The 14,776-nt window shown below is 40.4% G+C and carries 16 protein-coding genes; 8 read left to right on the plus strand and 8 right to left on the minus strand.

Annotated elements, in window-relative coordinates; all coding sequences use genetic code 11:
• The first annotated feature begins 65 nt into the window (after window positions 1-65).
• Window positions 66-2,717 carry a hypothetical protein gene (locus tag BVC89_RS00350; protein ID WP_086929321.1) on the plus strand — a complete coding sequence of 884 codons (2,652 nt, stop codon included), beginning with the start codon at window positions 66-68 and terminating at the stop codon, window positions 2,715-2,717.
• A gap of 5 nt (window positions 2,718-2,722) precedes the next feature.
• Here the strand turns inward: BVC89_RS00350 and BVC89_RS00355 are convergent, their stop codons facing one another.
• Window positions 2,723-3,604, minus strand: a complete 882-nt coding sequence (locus tag BVC89_RS00355; protein ID WP_086929322.1) for a response regulator — start codon at window positions 3,602-3,604, stop codon at window positions 2,723-2,725.
• A 51-nt stretch (window positions 3,605-3,655) separates the two neighbouring features.
• Window positions 3,656-4,426, minus strand: coding sequence for a peroxide stress protein YaaA (yaaA, locus tag BVC89_RS00360; protein WP_086929323.1), 771 nt, complete (start codon window positions 4,424-4,426; stop codon window positions 3,656-3,658).
• A gap of 156 nt (window positions 4,427-4,582) precedes the next feature.
• Between yaaA and BVC89_RS00365 the strand changes: the two genes are divergently transcribed.
• Both BVC89_RS00365 and BVC89_RS00370 read left to right on the plus strand, forming a co-directional pair.
• Complete coding sequence (locus BVC89_RS00365; RefSeq protein ID WP_086929324.1) at window positions 4,583-5,740, plus strand: sensor histidine kinase; 1,158 nt, start codon at window positions 4,583-4,585, stop codon at window positions 5,738-5,740.
• On the plus strand, window positions 5,740-6,339 hold the full coding sequence (locus BVC89_RS00370; RefSeq protein WP_216825064.1) for a response regulator transcription factor: 600 nt from the start codon (window positions 5,740-5,742) through the stop codon (window positions 6,337-6,339). Before BVC89_RS00365 ends, BVC89_RS00370 begins: the two co-directional genes overlap by 1 nt.
• Before the next feature lie 33 nt (window positions 6,340-6,372).
• Here the strand turns inward: BVC89_RS00370 and BVC89_RS00375 are convergent, their stop codons facing one another.
• Window positions 6,373-6,687, minus strand: a complete 315-nt coding sequence (locus tag BVC89_RS00375; protein WP_245929268.1) for a putative signal transducing protein — start codon at window positions 6,685-6,687, stop codon at window positions 6,373-6,375.
• 276 nt (window positions 6,688-6,963) lie between these two features.
• On the opposite strand from BVC89_RS00375, the gene BVC89_RS00380 reads away from it, so the two are divergent.
• From BVC89_RS00380 to BVC89_RS00390, 3 genes are read left to right on the plus strand one after another with little or no spacing between them, the layout of a single operon-like run.
• Window positions 6,964-8,316, plus strand: a complete 1,353-nt coding sequence (locus BVC89_RS00380) for an ATP-binding protein (protein ID WP_086929327.1) — start codon at window positions 6,964-6,966, stop codon at window positions 8,314-8,316.
• Window position 8,317: 1 nt separating this feature from the next.
• Window positions 8,318-8,737, plus strand: a complete 420-nt coding sequence (locus BVC89_RS00385) for a hypothetical protein (protein WP_086929328.1) — start codon at window positions 8,318-8,320, stop codon at window positions 8,735-8,737.
• Window positions 8,737-9,657, plus strand: coding sequence for a tetratricopeptide repeat protein (locus tag BVC89_RS00390; protein WP_086929329.1), 921 nt, complete (start codon window positions 8,737-8,739; stop codon window positions 9,655-9,657). The genes BVC89_RS00385 and BVC89_RS00390 overlap by 1 nt, the downstream gene beginning before the upstream one ends.
• 90 nt (window positions 9,658-9,747) lie before the next feature.
• On the opposite strand, the gene BVC89_RS00395 is transcribed toward BVC89_RS00390, so the two are convergent.
• The 5 genes from BVC89_RS00395 to BVC89_RS00415 all read right to left on the minus strand — a co-directional run bounded on the left by BVC89_RS00395 (window position 9,748) and on the right by BVC89_RS00415 (window position 13,060).
• On the minus strand, window positions 9,748-10,335 hold the full coding sequence (locus BVC89_RS00395; protein WP_086929330.1) for an imm11 family protein: 588 nt from the start codon (window positions 10,333-10,335) through the stop codon (window positions 9,748-9,750).
• 17 nt (window positions 10,336-10,352) lie between these two features.
• A complete protein-coding gene (locus tag BVC89_RS00400; protein ID WP_086929331.1) occupies window positions 10,353-11,315 on the minus strand; it encodes an AHH domain-containing protein in 963 nt (320 codons plus the stop codon).
• Between the two features lie 103 nt (window positions 11,316-11,418).
• The gene (locus tag BVC89_RS00405) at window positions 11,419-11,895 is read right to left on the minus strand and encodes a GNAT family N-acetyltransferase (protein WP_086929332.1); all 477 of its coding nucleotides are present in this window, start codon (window positions 11,893-11,895) and stop codon (window positions 11,419-11,421) included.
• A gap of 12 nt (window positions 11,896-11,907) precedes the next feature.
• Window positions 11,908-12,363: a hypothetical protein gene (locus BVC89_RS00410; protein ID WP_086929333.1), complete on the minus strand. Its 456-nt coding sequence runs from the start codon at window positions 12,361-12,363 to the stop codon at window positions 11,908-11,910.
• 79 nt (window positions 12,364-12,442) lie between these two features.
• The gene (locus tag BVC89_RS00415; RefSeq protein WP_086934448.1) at window positions 12,443-13,060 is read right to left on the minus strand and encodes a DUF998 domain-containing protein; all 618 of its coding nucleotides are present in this window, start codon (window positions 13,058-13,060) and stop codon (window positions 12,443-12,445) included.
• 483 nt (window positions 13,061-13,543) lie between these two features.
• Here BVC89_RS00415 and BVC89_RS00420 point away from each other — a divergent pair, with 483 nt between their 5' ends.
• Complete coding sequence (locus BVC89_RS00420; protein WP_086929334.1) at window positions 13,544-14,110, plus strand: carboxymuconolactone decarboxylase family protein; 567 nt, start codon at window positions 13,544-13,546, stop codon at window positions 14,108-14,110.
• A 117-nt stretch (window positions 14,111-14,227) separates the two neighbouring features.
• Window positions 14,228-14,773 carry a thioredoxin family protein gene (locus BVC89_RS00425; RefSeq protein WP_086929335.1) on the plus strand — a complete coding sequence of 182 codons (546 nt, stop codon included), beginning with the start codon at window positions 14,228-14,230 and terminating at the stop codon, window positions 14,771-14,773.
• The last annotated feature ends 3 nt before the right edge of the window (window positions 14,774-14,776 follow it).

Consider the following 14,776-nt stretch of genomic DNA (forward strand, 5'->3'; position numbering starts at 1 on the left):
TAATAGATTTATAAAGTAACAAATGTACTTACCTAAGTAAGTTTACATAATTTGCTGGCGCAAATATGATTCAACGATATAATAGTCAAATAGTCTCAGGCCCAGGAACTCCTCAAAATTTTGAGCCTGTTCGACGTGTCAGAGAAGATAGCCAAACGGATGAACAGTTAAACTTCCATGCCTTACGCAATGCAGGTATAGATATCAGAAGTTATCCTAGAGAATTTATCGAATCGGAAGAGTTAACTGAAATATTAAGCAGTAAAAACTTACTTGTATTAGATGCCGATGATAAGGTTAATACAACGAGATTAAAGAAACTACTCAATGAATTAGCTGTCAAGTATAGCCATCAGCAACCATTAATTGCTGACACAAATTTTGACTATAAAACAGATGTAGTCGATATTTTAAAAAAAATACATAGTGTTCTTGAAGATAAAGTCAAGTTAAGTGCTACAGCTGAACTTAATAACCTTATCGTCGATATCGATATAAGTAGCAAAAATCAGTCGCGAATAGATGAAAAAACAGTTTTACAGTTGCAGTCACATTTGTCGGCCATCACTTCAGAGATAAAGCAAAGGGAAGATAAAGAACGGCTAAGAGAGCTTAGTGAAACATTAACTTTGCTATCCCAGCGTTTAGCTTCGCCGATCCTTGCTGAAAAAAAACAAAACCTAATCGATAGTATCACCTCTCATTTAAAAAATATCGACAAACCTGGCGGTAGTATAAACACTGAAGGAAGCATGGGGTTTCTTTTACCTCAAGCTATTATGGGATTATTTTTCTCATCAACAGCTTCTCATACTCAGTCGTTAAAGATGAATGATAGTCGTGAATTGTGGGATAGCAGCCAATACTCTATCGATATTTCAACAAATGCAGGCCTGCTAAAAACTGCTGAAGGACGGGCCGGTATTGGTGTCTCCCGAGAAAGCGCAGATGTTTATGAAAGTGTCGAAGACTTTTTAGATAAAAACATAGAGAGTTTTTTAAAGAAGCCCTTTTTTTCTCAATTAAGTAGTGAAGTGAGAAATGATGTTAAAAAGCTGATAGATCTTACAAAACAGGAAAATAAAATTATAGATCAACATGATCGATTAGAAGGAAAACTTACGCGTTTGGGAGTGTTGAGTGAGGGCGGTAAAATAGGGCTTGAAATTAAAGAGAGAAAACAAACTCATACAAGGCGAAGCCATAATTTAGAAGGGCATTTAGGTGTTTGGGCTTCTGGCTTACAAGAAAAAGTTTTTGCAGAAGCTCGTGTACAAATGCAAGGAAAGCTATATGAAGAACTCAATAGGAGTAAAATTATTACACAACTTGACACAAACCCCGAATACTTATCTCAAATGCAAACAAAGCATGGAATAGATAAGCTGGAAAATTTAACTGAGCAGTTACATCAAATTAATAGCATTCGAGATATTGAAGCACTACCTGAAACTCGGCATCAGTTAAAAAAATCGATATTGAATAATTTTTCAGAATTTCAGCAAACCCTAAGATCAATGAGATTACAAGCAAATATTACACAAGGTCAGGGAAATTGGTTAGAGAATTTTATTTCACATATTACGGGTAAGAAGGATAGCTCTTCATCCGATATGGGAGACACAATTAGAAAACTAGATCCCAAAGCGCTGGGTACTAATTTAGAAGCTTTGGCTGTGCGCCATGTCACTCTCACTAAGGCCTATCAACAAACCATGATCAGTGAGATAACCCAACCGAGACAAGGAAGTGAACAGTGGCAGCAGGAAAAACTATTTGCCGAGGCGTTAGGAGCCATGCATACATCGTTTGAGAGACCTAATATTAATCTAAATCAACATAACCAAGGTGTTCTAAGTACTGTTGCCAAAGTGACTATTCCACAAGTACAAACACAAGGCCAAATTGATTTGTCTTCTATTTTTGGGCCCGGAGCAAAAGTAAGTGCCAGTCATACATACTTTAATCATCCTAACCCAATAAAAGCTGGCAGGTCTGTTAACTATCGTTTTGAAGGGCTGGTATCGGTAAATCCTGAAAATCTCTCCCTAACATTATCGATGTTAGCAAATAGAGTACCTCAAGATGTGCTCTCTCAGATTAAAGATGTTTTTATTCAGTACCAATCCCATAACTTCGAGAAATCAATAAGTACGGATATACTTTTTACTAACGGCAAGCTCAGTTATATTAGGCCAATTGATAACGCCTCATTGGGTGTAAGGCTTGGCTTGGGTGATGCAGTTAATATTGGTCTCCAGCAAAGTCATTCTGCACCTCGTATGGAACGTATAGGAGATGATTCTTATAATTATCCACTATTGCAATTCGATGCTTTTAAGAATTATGGAGAGATAGAAAGCAATTCGCCAGATGGGAATGACTGGATCAAATTTTGTTCAAGTCACCCAGAGGAATTCTCCACATTGTTTAGAAAACAGATCGATGTTAACAGCTATCCTGCTGGAGAGATAAAGTCGATGCTAGAAGATAATCGAGAGTACTATAGCCCAGAAGAGACAGAAGCGATGGAAAGCGCCATAACAGCCTTCACACATAGTTGCGAACGTTTTTCTGCTCACGTGATTGCCAACGAAGATCTCCCCTCACACCCAGCTTTTAAAAGAGCACTTCACAACCTAAAGGATGTCTTTGAAATTTACCATGGCAATGTCGCTAGTAAGATGAATCAAGATGGCCAACAACTTCAAACCTAAGGGTGTTATCGACCTCGTGCTATCGCTTTTGAAAGCGGTTCAAATTGATCTGGCGAGTTGTTGGCAAACCTAAGAGTAATACGCATTGTTTTCGCATTAGGGTTGGGGTCACTCGCCTGTAGGCTGTGAACATAGACATTAAAATTGCCGATTGATTCGTCGGCACTGTTGGCAATGTCAGCTGCAGCTGTATCAAAAATATGAGGCATTTCTTCTTTTGATGTCCTTTGTATAAGGCCGTTAACGCCAGTGAGTGATAACTCACGTATCTTGCATTTTATTGAGTAGCTTTCAAAGTTAAGCTGAGCAGTACCATCAAAATTGCCGCTCTTATCGCTGGGTTTGCTCGCTTTGGGTTTGGCGGTGGCAGCCGGTAGGCCAAAACCTGCAGCACTCTTCACTTCGCGTTTTTTTTGTGTCTTTGCTTTAGCGGCTGCTCCACTTCCTCCAGTTAAGGCACCGAGTGACCCGCCACTATCGTGCGGATTAGAGGGCGGTTTCTTCATTACGCCGATGCGGGTTAGCTGTTTGACAATCCGCTTTTGTACCTCGTCTGGTGTAAATGGTTTTGCCAAAAAGTCATTGGCACCTGCTTTAACAGCAGCCTCTACTGATTTACGGTCACCGCCATCAGCCATTACGATGAAGGGGGTCTTGGCAAAGTTTTCTTGGCTGCGCACCCATGCTAAAAACTCGTCACCGGACATTTCAGGCATATCCCAACTGGAAATGATTAGCGTCATTTTATTGCCGTGCATTAAAGGCATGGCACGCTTGCCGTTGACAGCGTCGAACACTTCTACGTTCTTAAGAAATTGTCGTAAAACTCGCTTCAAAGAATCTCGTACAAAAGCCGCTTCATCTACCACTAAAACGCGTATTTTCATAAGTTATCTACCAACATCTTGCATTAATACTGGCAGATAACGGGATTCGAGTTATTGTTTACGAGTGAATACCCATTCGCTGGAAGACGATAGCTCTTCGCTATAACTATAGCCTTCCCAATCGAAACCTTTAATCTGCGCAACATCGGTGATCTTGTTCTTAATAATATAGGCGCTCATTAGCCCGCGTGCTTTTTTTGCGAAGAAACTAATGATTTTATACTTGTCATTTTTCCAGTCTCTAAATACTGGTGTGATGATTTCAGCGTTGAGAGCTGCGTTATTAACGGACTTGAAATATTCGTTGGAAGCTAAGTTAACAAGCTGATTTTGCTTAAGTTTTTTCAACTGCTTATTCAGTTGTTCTGTGATCAGATCCCCCCAGAATTGATAGAGATCCTTACCTCGATTATTTTCAAAACGTGTACCCATTTCCAGACGGTAAGGCTGCATCAAGTCAAGAGGTTTTAGTAAGCCGTAAAGCCCTGAGAGGATGCGCAAATGATCTTGTGCAAAGCTGATGTCCTCTTCGGAAAAATCATAGGCATCTAAGCCAACATAAACGTCTCCTTTGAAAGCAAACAGTGCTTGCCTTGCATTTGCCATACTAAAGGGAAGCTGCCACTGCTGATTGCGATCGAAATTAAGTTGTCCTAGTTTATCGCTTATGCCCATTAGTGCCGATAGCTCGTGGGGAGCAAGGGGCTTCAGCTGTTCTATAAGCTCTTGCGCGTCGGCAAGTAACGCAGCTTTGGTATGTTTCCTGGTCGGTAAGGCGGATTCATAATCGAGATTTTTGGCTGGGGATAGAACAATGAGCATATTGAATAATCGCTGTAGGTAAAAATATGGATAATATAGCGTGTTTGGACAATATTTTCAGAGACATTTCTTGCTTAATTCATGACATTTGTCAGCTGTTAAGGCCGTCCTCATCGAATATTATTCAAGATCCTAGAGTGAACTAAAGGGTGCTATATGATTGAAATTGGTGGTTTCGGTTCTAGCTCGGCTGGAAGGCGTTCCCAATCGCTTCACCTTGATGAAAGCTCTAAGGATAGCTATATAGATAAAATGCATGCAAAGGAGATTAGCTGGCTTTGCTTATTCCCGCTAATTTTCTCGTTATTTTATTTTATTCCTCTGCTATTTACCCCATATTCTCCTTATAACTACATTCTTGTATTTCTTGCTTATCCTCTGTTTGTTGTTTTGTATCTGCGCTGCCGACTGCAACACGAGTATGCCTTGGGATACATCTTTGCGATTTCCCTGCTGGCAATGGCAGTGTCGGTTATCCACGATGGCGCCTACACTTTTACATGGTATGCCGCTTACTGCGCAGGTTATTTGTTTACTGTTAAGCGCAGCTTGGTAATTATGCTCTACTTAGGCGGCAGCTTGTGGGCCTGTGCCCTGCTCTCCGATGTACCTATAGAGTATTTTTTAGCCTATAGAATTTTGCCTTTTGTTGGTCTCTACGTTTACGGGCATGTGAACCAGAAAATCCTCCGGCAAGAACGTATAAAGAGTGAAAAAAATCGCCAGATCAAACAGCTTGCTGCAATTGCCGAGCGAGAGCGCCTCGCTCGGGATATGCACGATATTCTCGGTCACAATCTTACAGCCATTAACTTAAAGGCGCAGTTGGCAGCAAAGTCGGGGCGTGTTGGCGATATTGATAAAGCATTGAAAGAAATAGAGGATGTGGCAAAGCTGGCCAGTAGTGCCCTTGGGGATATTCGAGAGGCGATCTCCCAATACAAACGCATGGGGTTTTATGAGCAACTAAGCTCTTTAGTTCAGCTACTGCACGATGCAGGTTTTAGTGTGCAACGCGAACTTATCAATATTAAATTGGATGCTCGGCAGGAATCCGGACTAATGCTAATTATTACCGAAGCTATTACCAATATACTGCGACATAGTGATGGCAATAAAGTAGCTATCTCGTTAAGTCCCCTCTCCTCAAATTCTAATGAACCGCAGTATAAGTTGAGTATTAAAGACAATGGTTCTGAGAGCGTATTTAGACCCGGTAATGGCATTACTGGCATTTATGACCGGGCGCAAGAAATTGGAGCTGATATCAATATCCAGCGGGCAAATGGATTCGGCATAGACGTAATATTTTGATGAAAATTCTACTTGTTGAAGATCAAGCGATGGTTCGTGGTGCCCTTAAAGCACTGCTGGCACTAGAAAAAGACATTGAGGTTGTCGCCGATTGTGAAAACGGTGTTCAAGCATTAAAGCTAATACCACAGCTTACAGTTGATATCGTGCTAACGGATATCGAAATGCCTGAAATGAATGGTATCGAGCTGTGTGAAAAGTTATCCACAGCATACCCCCATATTAAAAAGGTTATTGTCACAACCTTTGGCAAGGCAGGCTATATTAAACGCTCGATGGCTGCAGGCGTGTTAGGGTTTTTGCTAAAAGATGCTCCAAGTGAGCAGTTAGCCAGCGCGCTGAGAAAAGTAATGATGGGCAAGAAGGTGATCGATGCTGAACTTGCAGTATCCGCCTTAGGAGATCAAGATCCACTTTCAGACAAAGAACGAAAAGCGTTGAAATTGGCGTCAAATGGTAAGAAAACTCAAGAAATTGCAGCAATATTGTTTTTGTCTGAAGGCACAGTGCGCAATTATTTATCTGAAGCGATTGCCAAACTTAATGCCACCAACAGGATAGATGCCGCTCGCATCGCAGCGCAGAAAGGTTGGCTGTAAAAGATAAGGCTTAGTTAATAATTACCATCATAACTAAGTTACCAACGGAATACTTTGGCAGCGCCAGCATACCTCAAATGCTGCGTCGTTATCCTCATTACATTCATGGCAGCGCCATGTCTGCCTACTCTGCTGCTGATTAAATTGGTCAACGATGGGTTTTGCTCTTTGATATTGGCGCTCGGTCTCCACCCATAATTGTGGCCACAAATCCGTAGGTGCAAGTTCTCCTGCTGCGCCAGATAACATGTGGTTTCTCAATTCAACGCTAATGCCTTTACTTTCAAGGGCACTTTGAACGAGTCCTACAACAATCGAATTTTGATGCGTGTATATAAGTTTCATCATTGATGCCTATAAATGAAAACCTTGCGTTTTTGATGGCATAGTCAGCTATAAGTTGCATATGAAAGCGGATGCTTTGGTATTTTTACTAACATATCGATTGATTTTTGATCTTTTAGCTAGCGTTACCACTTTTCATATAGCCTATTTATTATTTGAGTATAAACAAGCTATGGCAAAAAATACCGGGAAATCAAGTTTGCTTCATGTATTCATGATAGGTTTATGATTTACCATAGAGCATATCTCTACATCTTAGTCATTTTAGGAGACAATAATTTGGATGACATAACTCTCGAGGGACTGAAAGCAGCGTATACGGCTTCGCCTTCCCCGCAGCTAGCGAAAATTATTTTGTTGGCTCTTATCAGCCGAGAAGAATATACAGAGCTGGATATTTATTTGGCTGAAGATGACTTGGGTTTAAGTTATGACGAGGCTGTGCAGGGGATGAATGCACTTAACACCTCTGCTACTAGCCAGCTTCTTGTCTCTTTCTTAAGGCATGTTGCGTCCGCTGATGTAGTGCGTTTTATAAGGGGTCTAGTTGACGGTGATGAAAAAGAAAAGGCCGCAGAACTTTATCAAGCGATGATAGAAAATACGCCTGACTTTCGCAGTGATGAATTAAGTGCTTTAACGGGAGTTGCTGAGCAGGCCGATACGCAAGCATCCAATTCTAAAAGCAACACAGACCAAAAGGTTACAAAACTACGCCTGGTCGAAAAAGTAGATATGGCAGATGTCACAGACCTGACACGCTATGTTCAAGCCACGACAACTTTCGCTGACGTAGTTGGATTGGATGAAATTAAGAAACAAATTAACAAAAAAATTATTCTTCCTTTTCAGAAACCGTCTTTATTTCAACGTTTTAAAAAACGAATCGGCGGTGGCGTATTATTATATGGGCCTCCTGGCTGCGGTAAGACGCTACTTGCCCGAGCCACGGCAGGTGAATGTGGCGCGGCTTTTTTTAATATTGAAATCTCCGATGTATTGGATATGTACATCGGTGAATCAGAACAAAAACTTCATGCAATTTTTGAAAAAGCTCGAGCCTCTACGCCAAGTGTTTTATTCTTTGACGAACTGGAAGCCTTGGCGGGTAAACGTGAACACACTCGTAATAGCTCCAGCAGTAACGTCATTAGTCAGTTTTTGACCGAGCTAGATGGCTTTTCGCAAAATAATAGCGGCGTTTTAGTACTAGCCTCTACTAATGTTCCATGGTCTATTGATCCGGCATTTTTACGTCCGGGCAGGTTTGATCGCATGTTTTTTGTACCTCCACCAGATAAAACTGCACGTGCGTCTATTTTGCAACATCATATGAAGGAGCGCCCACGCGACAACAGTATTGACTACACGACTTTAGCTGCTAAATGCAGTGGCTACTCCGGGGCAGACCTTGCTAACTTAGTGGAGATGGCCGCTGACGAGGCAATTGATGAATCCATCGTCGCCGGTTCAGATGTGGATATTCAGTTATCCCACTTTAAAGAAGCATTACAAGATAGCCGAGCTACCACTACCGAATGGCTGACTACCGCCCGCAATTATGCGCGTTATGCTAACGATGGTGGGCGTTATGATGATGTGCTCGCATTTTTAAAGAAGCATGGCAAATAAAATGAGCCAGTATCAAATAATCGATGAACCAAAAGTTAAGCCTCAACAACACCTGATTGTAAATCCTATTATAATTTTGTTGGTGGGAATATTGATGCCACTCGTATGGACACCACCATTTTATGGCCGCGTGTGGATTCCTCTTGTATGGATTGTCATTAATGGCTATTTATTGGGAAGCCCAACTTTTAAAAGTGAGGTTATTATCGCCATTTTAGGGGGTATTTTTTGGTTTGCTCTTCCTTACAGTATGGTGTTTATACTGATGACAATCGGTCAACATGAACTTGTTAATGTTGCTGTGCCCTATCTCCGTATCGCCAATAATGGCATATTCTTTTTAACTCTTTATCTCATCGTGTTTCGGCAATCTATTCCTTATGAGTTATTTTGTTATTTTAAAGATAAGGGGCAACGCTAATGGAAAACTATAAGTTGGACTTAGCTTGGCGTTATCACCAGCAAGGACAAGATGACCTCGCCATTGACCAGCTGCGAGATCTTTTGTCCCAAGATCCTCAACATGCAAGGGCTCACGGCCTATTGGCATCGTGTTTGTTGGCTCAATCGCGCTTACACGCGGCTGAATATGAAGTAAAAACAGCACTAGAAATAAATCCTACCGATGCGTATCTCTTTTTTGTACGAGCGCAAGTTGATTTACACCAGCGTCGTTTCAAACAAGCTTTGCAATACTGCGACGAGGCATTATCGTTATCCCCACAATTAGTATCGGTATATTTGCTTAAAAGCGAAGTGTACATGTTGCTCGATAAACGCGACCAAGCTTATGAAAATATTGTTCAAGCCGCTAGCTTAGAGCCAGATAATGAAGATGTAATTGTTGCCTATGGTGAATACCATCTTGCTATAGGAGATTATGAAAAAGCAGAGGGTTGTGCTAAAGATGCCTTAGCGATAGATGCTCAGGCAGAAGATGCTAATATTTTGATGGGTAAAATAAAACTGGCACAAGGTAACATTCCCGAAGCTGAATACCATGCAAAATTTGTTATTTCGCGAAACCCCAACTCTAGCGTTGCCTTAAATTTATTTAGCCATATAAAAATGCGCTCAAACTTTTTTCTCGGTTTATGGTGGCGAGCTAACAGTTGGATTACCACCTTGGGTAATACCAAAGCGGTAATGGTACTGATCGGCGCTTACCTATTATTTAACCTTCTTTCCCAAGTGTTAAACGACTTAGGACAGCCTGGCCTGGGCGAGCTTGTATCATACACATGGCTATTGTTGGTGGTATATTCCTGGGTAGGTGTTCCCATGTATTATCGCGCGCTGAAAAAAGAATTAGAGAAGTTTTCGTTTAATCCTGATTTTTAGATTTTATATTGTTTAAACCTGTTAGTATCTGTGGCGTTTTTCTATATGGTAATTTGTTAATATGGCTTTTATGTAACATGCTTTAAAAGCCTACACCGGTAGACCGTCCCAACCATCTGCTGCAAAGGTTTTAAAGCCCGTAATGTTCGCCTCTTCTAATGCTTTTTTTAAAGTATCATCAATAAATAGCTGAGTTGTCATATTAATGGGGGCAAATATCTTGGCGTCTGATGATACATTTTGCTTAACCGAAAGTTTGGAAATATTTTTAATCCGATCCGGGAAAAAAGCATTGAAGGCAACTTTTGATTTTTCCATGTCGATAAAGTCCACTAACTCTAAGCAGTTAAATATATAGTAGTCATCTGACACTGGGCGGTTTAGATGATCCCAAATTCTCACATTAAGAAATTCTTCATTTATGCCTTCAGCTTCGAATAACTCTTTTACTTTCTCGTGTATTACTACAACACCATCTAGGCAATCTAAAATATCGTAAAGCTTTAGCCTCTCTTCATAATTAGGATCAAAGCACATCACTGCATCGTCAATACCGGGATAACCAGCCTTTAGAGATTTACCTTTGCGATATTTATTTGCCTTGGGGCCATCAGCAGGAACAGTGGACAAAACCGCCCCATCTTCGAGCGAGTTCGCGAAAAATGACCAATATTTCATTGTTACATAGCCCTCTTTTATTTCAATGCGCCGTATTTATATTTTGTTCCCGATTTTGCTTGATACTTAAGTAACTCCCGTTCTTCTGCCTCTAATTCCATTGCTTCTTTTGTTACTTTGGCTGTTACAGATGCCTTTCCTATTTTAATTAATAATTTCCAAAGTTTATCTTCAAGCTGATTGCGATCTCTAAGTGAATTTGTTATCGCAACAGTAACCTGTGGATGATCTTCTCCAAGCTCATCTTCCGCATCTTGTAGATCCTGTTTTAGCGCTTTTAGTTCTTTTATAACCAATTTGGTATATTCGGCATGGTTGCTGGGATGCTGAATAAGATCGTGAACTGGTTGAAAAAAGTCCATATTATTAGCTGGCAAAGCAATTATATTATGACCATGGTTAATATCATAATCAGACATTAATAGCAGTTGATATTGTGTCGGTGTAAAAATCTCTTCTTTACTTCCTTTTTTTGTTTCCATTGTGGTAAATGCTTCGCCGGGTATCAGATGATGCGCTTCCCAATTATAGGGTTTGCTGCATCCGCCCGTGCGTCGTTTGCCATTTGCACTATCTGCTTTTTGTAGCACCGCTTTGTAGTTGAAGTTACATTCTACACTGCCTAGTTTGAAATAGTTCTCAAATAGCTCCAAAATTAATGGGCGGTGTGTTCCAAAGAGATGTTTGGCGTTAGCACTGATTGTCATATAAACATCTTTTCTATCGTTGTCTGTCTTTATGTAGTCGCTGAAATTGCCTTTGTAATCACCGTCCTTGTGAAGAACTGCTTTTAAATCAGCTGAGCTGGCGGTGTGCTTATCTTCAGTCGAACTGTCGTCTTTTTTATCTTTAGAGCTTTTTCGGCTTTTGGGCATTGTCCACTTGTTGGGAGTGGATGTTTCGAATAGGCTTTTTAGCACTAAACTTTTTGTGCGAGCTCCCCTGCCGTATTCCTGTACCCGGCGGCTTTTCACAGACATATTTTATCTCCTAAATATTTTCTTAAAGTCTGTTAATAAGTTTATATAGTATATCAAGGTGAGTTTTGGGTTGATACAGTCTAGCTGCAGCTGAAAGGACTTCTTAATCTAATGTTTTAGAGTTTTCCAAACACACCGAATAAAATTTACTATAGGGATCTAGCTTGTAATCACCAAAAGGCCCGCACTCGACGAATCCATATTTTTTGTACAAATTAATGGCCGGGCCAAAGAATTGATCGCTACCAGTTTCAAGGCTGAGAGTTTTATAACCTCTTTCTTTGGCTTCTTGCAAAATTGCCTGTAATATTTTTGAAGCTGCGCCTTTACGTAAAAAGGCATCATTAGTTTTCATCGACTTCAATTCACCTGCTGTCGGTGATATTTCTTTTAATGCACCACAGCCTGCCAATTCGCCGTTAATTCGGGCAGACCAAAATGTTATTGCCGAATCTTTCAACTTTTCTTGATCTAAAGCATGGATACTTTCTGCAGGAGAGTATTCCTGCATGTTTTGTAAGTGCTCATTTAAAAGTTGAGCGACTTTACCATCGCTCAAATCATCTAAAATAATTTTCATATTTATATTTCCCTAGAGCCACTTACTGGTTGGCTGCTCGACACATTTTTTACTTTCGTATGAATTACTATCTCTGTGAATCTTAATTGATTCGCAAGCGTGTACAGATAGTCGCAATTCGTCTGAGTCTAGCATGCGCTCGTATAGAACTGTCCAATATTTTTTATCTTGTGTACGTATAAGTATTTCTGTGACAGTGGAGTCTGGTAGGGCTTCATTCGTTCCGAATTTTACAGAGCGCTTATGTATAATCGCTCTTCTTACACACTCGATGCCATAGAGTACACTGCCTTGCCCTTTCGCACCTTGTAAGTCATGAAATCCACAATCAACAGCTTCAGGGCCTGCTAACCTTTCCACATTATCAACAACGCCGGTTATATCCCAACCACCTTCTGTAAAGGACATGAGGCTGGGGGTGCATGCTGTTAACAGTACAGTAAGTAATATCGCTACTAATACCTTCATATTATTCCTAATGCCTCTTGAATATTGAAAAAAGTGCCGCTAAAAAAGGTTAACATAGCAAACTCTTTGTCAACAGGTTTTAAGCTTTGCTTTGTGAAATATCTTTGCTTGAGTTTATTATAATTCGATGTTTGTTATTGATTATGACAACTGCTGCATAACCAAACCATCCCATTGTAGGGATTGCCCACATGCGCTGTATTAAACCGTTGTATGAAGATGGTATAAAACCAGCGTAAATTAACCAAAACATAAAAACATGTATAAGTGATAGTATTATTGAAAGCTCCTCGAATCTATTTGAGCTGAGCCTGCCCTTGAACTCCAGTGCGACACACACCGGAATAAGTATCATAAATATTGACAAGTTATATAACAGGTGCAAAGGGCTTTCCAACGTCCATATACCTGCACTTATCATACTAAAACCAAGCAGCATGATAGTTAGTGCTCCACTAGAAAATCTATACTTACTAGATGCGTAAATGCCTATACTAAAAACACACATAGATATTCCAATCAAAATATCTGCGGCTCGATGAGTAACAGAGTAGATAGGTGCCTCCAGTGCCACATGACTAATGCTTTTTGCCAAGACATCGAAGTTAGGTATTAAGAAACCAATACCAATATTAATAATGGATACCATCCAAATAAGATGCCCTTGGTACAAGCTCCAATACGTTGCTCTATTCATGATACTCCTTTGATTTACTGGAAGCATAAAAACTGGGAGAGTAGTGTCAGCTTTATACCTATTAAGTAATTTATTTATTAAGGCTTGTGCCATCTTTTTTTGATCACTTGCCTTACCTGAGCTCATACTGCGTTGAGATTCTATGAATACTATCTTGTATCTGCCTTCGCGTCTCTCTGTACTCCCCTCTGTACCCCCCCTCCTCGTCTTTAGCAATTCAACCTAGGTTTATATCTTTAAAGCGGATGTCTCTTCTTTTTAGGATATTTACCTGTGATGATGCTCTTAACTATCCATGAAGAACTCCTAACTATTTGATTTTATTAGATAAATTAAAAATAAGTGAAAAAATACCACAATAGTGTTGACCGATCGCTACAGACAGGCATATACTGTTTGTACTGATCGCTACAGACATGCTTAAGTTTGTTTGCGGTAAATAATATGAATCTGATTAACAACTTAAAATAGCGGAGAGTCCCCATGGTTGATTTCACTACTTATAAAATTGATACAGCTTCTGAAGAAGCGAAGCCACTTCTTAAAAGCGCAAAACAAGCTTTCGGCTTAGAGGCAAATTTGTTTGGCAAGATGGCTGAAGCGCCGGCCTTGCTAGAAGGTTATCTGACGTTAGCCAATATCTTTGATAAATCTAATCTTAGTGAGACTGAACGTCAGATTATTTTGATGACTAATAATCGTTTAAATGGTTGCACCTATTGTATGGCTGCCCATACTACAATCTCGCAAATGAAAAAAGTACCACAAGATGTTATTGATGCCTTACGTGCTGGAACAGCTATCGCCGATCCAAAGCTTGAAGCCTTACGAACTTTTGCCGTTACGGTAAATGAAACTCGCGGCTGGCCTAGTGATGAGCAAGTCTCTGCACTTATTGCTGCAGGCTACAGCCGTCAAACAGTTTTAGAAGTAATTTTAGGCACAAGCCTTAAGGTCATGTCTAACTACACCAACCACATTACTCATACTGATGTTGATGATGCATTTAAAGCAAATGTCTGGTCATCTGAAGATTCCACTGCTGCTTAAAAATTAGTGGAACGGTTCTCGGCTGTATTCTTGCTGTTGCGATTTTCTTAAAGAAAAGAATTAGGTCGGGTAGCCCCGGTAATGTTTTTTTAAAAAATAACCAAGGAAATAGTAATCATGTTACTCGATACCCCTACCTGTGATTTTGGTTGGAAGGCGCCCGACTTCACCCTTAGAGACCCGGACGGAAATAGTTATACCATGTCCGAGCAACTCGGTGACAAAGGTCTTTTAATCGCATTTATTTGCAACCATTGCCCTTACGTACAAGCTATTGCTGAACGCTTTTCTGAAGATGTGCGCGAACTGCAGGCCGAAGGTATTAATGTTCTGGCAGTTATGTCTAATGACTATCGTTATGTTGAGATAGACAGCCCTCCTTTTATGAAGAAGTTTGCTAAGCAACACAACTTTAGTTTTCCCTATTTAATTGATGAAACTCAGCAAGTTGGGCGCGCTTATAACGCCGTATGTACTCCGGATTTCTTCGGTTTTAACAAAGATGGTGAACTGCAATACCGTGGTCGTTTAGATGATGCTCGCATGGGCAATCCCGCCAATAGGAACAAGGAACTTGTTAACGCGATGAAACAAATTGCAAGTACCGGAAAAGGGCCAAGCCAACAAATACCGAGCATGGGTTGCTCAATTAAGTGGAGTTAAGAA

Origin of the sequence: Agarilytica rhodophyticola, assembly GCF_002157225.2 — a bacterium.
Taxonomy (GTDB): Bacteria; Pseudomonadota; Gammaproteobacteria; order Pseudomonadales; family Cellvibrionaceae; genus Agarilytica; species Agarilytica rhodophyticola.

What these genes read in the sequence shown, in the direction of transcription:
- BVC89_RS00375 (WP_245929268.1), bottom strand. Translation starts at nt 6,687, where the DNA reads ATGATGAAACTTATATACACGCATCAAAATTCGATTGTTGTAGGACTC.
- BVC89_RS00395 (WP_086929330.1), bottom strand. Translation starts at nt 10,335, where the DNA reads ATGAAATATTGGTCATTTTTCGCGAACTCGCTCGAAGATGGGGCGGTT.
- BVC89_RS00370 (WP_216825064.1), top strand. Translation starts at nt 5,740, where the DNA reads ATGAAAATTCTACTTGTTGAAGATCAAGCGATGGTTCGTGGTGCCCTT.
- BVC89_RS00415 (WP_086934448.1), bottom strand. Translation starts at nt 13,060, where the DNA reads ATGAATAGAGCAACGTATTGGAGCTTGTACCAAGGGCATCTTATTTGG.
- BVC89_RS00420 (WP_086929334.1), top strand. Translation starts at nt 13,544, where the DNA reads ATGGTTGATTTCACTACTTATAAAATTGATACAGCTTCTGAAGAAGCG.
- BVC89_RS00365 (WP_086929324.1), top strand. Translation starts at nt 4,583, where the DNA reads ATGATTGAAATTGGTGGTTTCGGTTCTAGCTCGGCTGGAAGGCGTTCC.
- BVC89_RS00405 (WP_086929332.1), bottom strand. Translation starts at nt 11,895, where the DNA reads ATGAAAATTATTTTAGATGATTTGAGCGATGGTAAAGTCGCTCAACTT.
- BVC89_RS00410 (WP_086929333.1), bottom strand. Translation starts at nt 12,363, where the DNA reads ATGAAGGTATTAGTAGCGATATTACTTACTGTACTGTTAACAGCATGC.
- BVC89_RS00425 (WP_086929335.1), top strand. Translation starts at nt 14,228, where the DNA reads ATGTTACTCGATACCCCTACCTGTGATTTTGGTTGGAAGGCGCCCGAC.
- BVC89_RS00385 (WP_086929328.1), top strand. Translation starts at nt 8,318, where the DNA reads ATGAGCCAGTATCAAATAATCGATGAACCAAAAGTTAAGCCTCAACAA.
- BVC89_RS00400 (WP_086929331.1), bottom strand. Translation starts at nt 11,315, where the DNA reads ATGTCTGTGAAAAGCCGCCGGGTACAGGAATACGGCAGGGGAGCTCGC.
- BVC89_RS00390 (WP_086929329.1), top strand. Translation starts at nt 8,737, where the DNA reads ATGGAAAACTATAAGTTGGACTTAGCTTGGCGTTATCACCAGCAAGGA.
- BVC89_RS00355 (WP_086929322.1), bottom strand. Translation starts at nt 3,604, where the DNA reads ATGAAAATACGCGTTTTAGTGGTAGATGAAGCGGCTTTTGTACGAGAT.
- yaaA (WP_086929323.1), bottom strand. Translation starts at nt 4,426, where the DNA reads ATGCTCATTGTTCTATCCCCAGCCAAAAATCTCGATTATGAATCCGCC.
- BVC89_RS00350 (WP_086929321.1), top strand. Translation starts at nt 66, where the DNA reads ATGATTCAACGATATAATAGTCAAATAGTCTCAGGCCCAGGAACTCCT.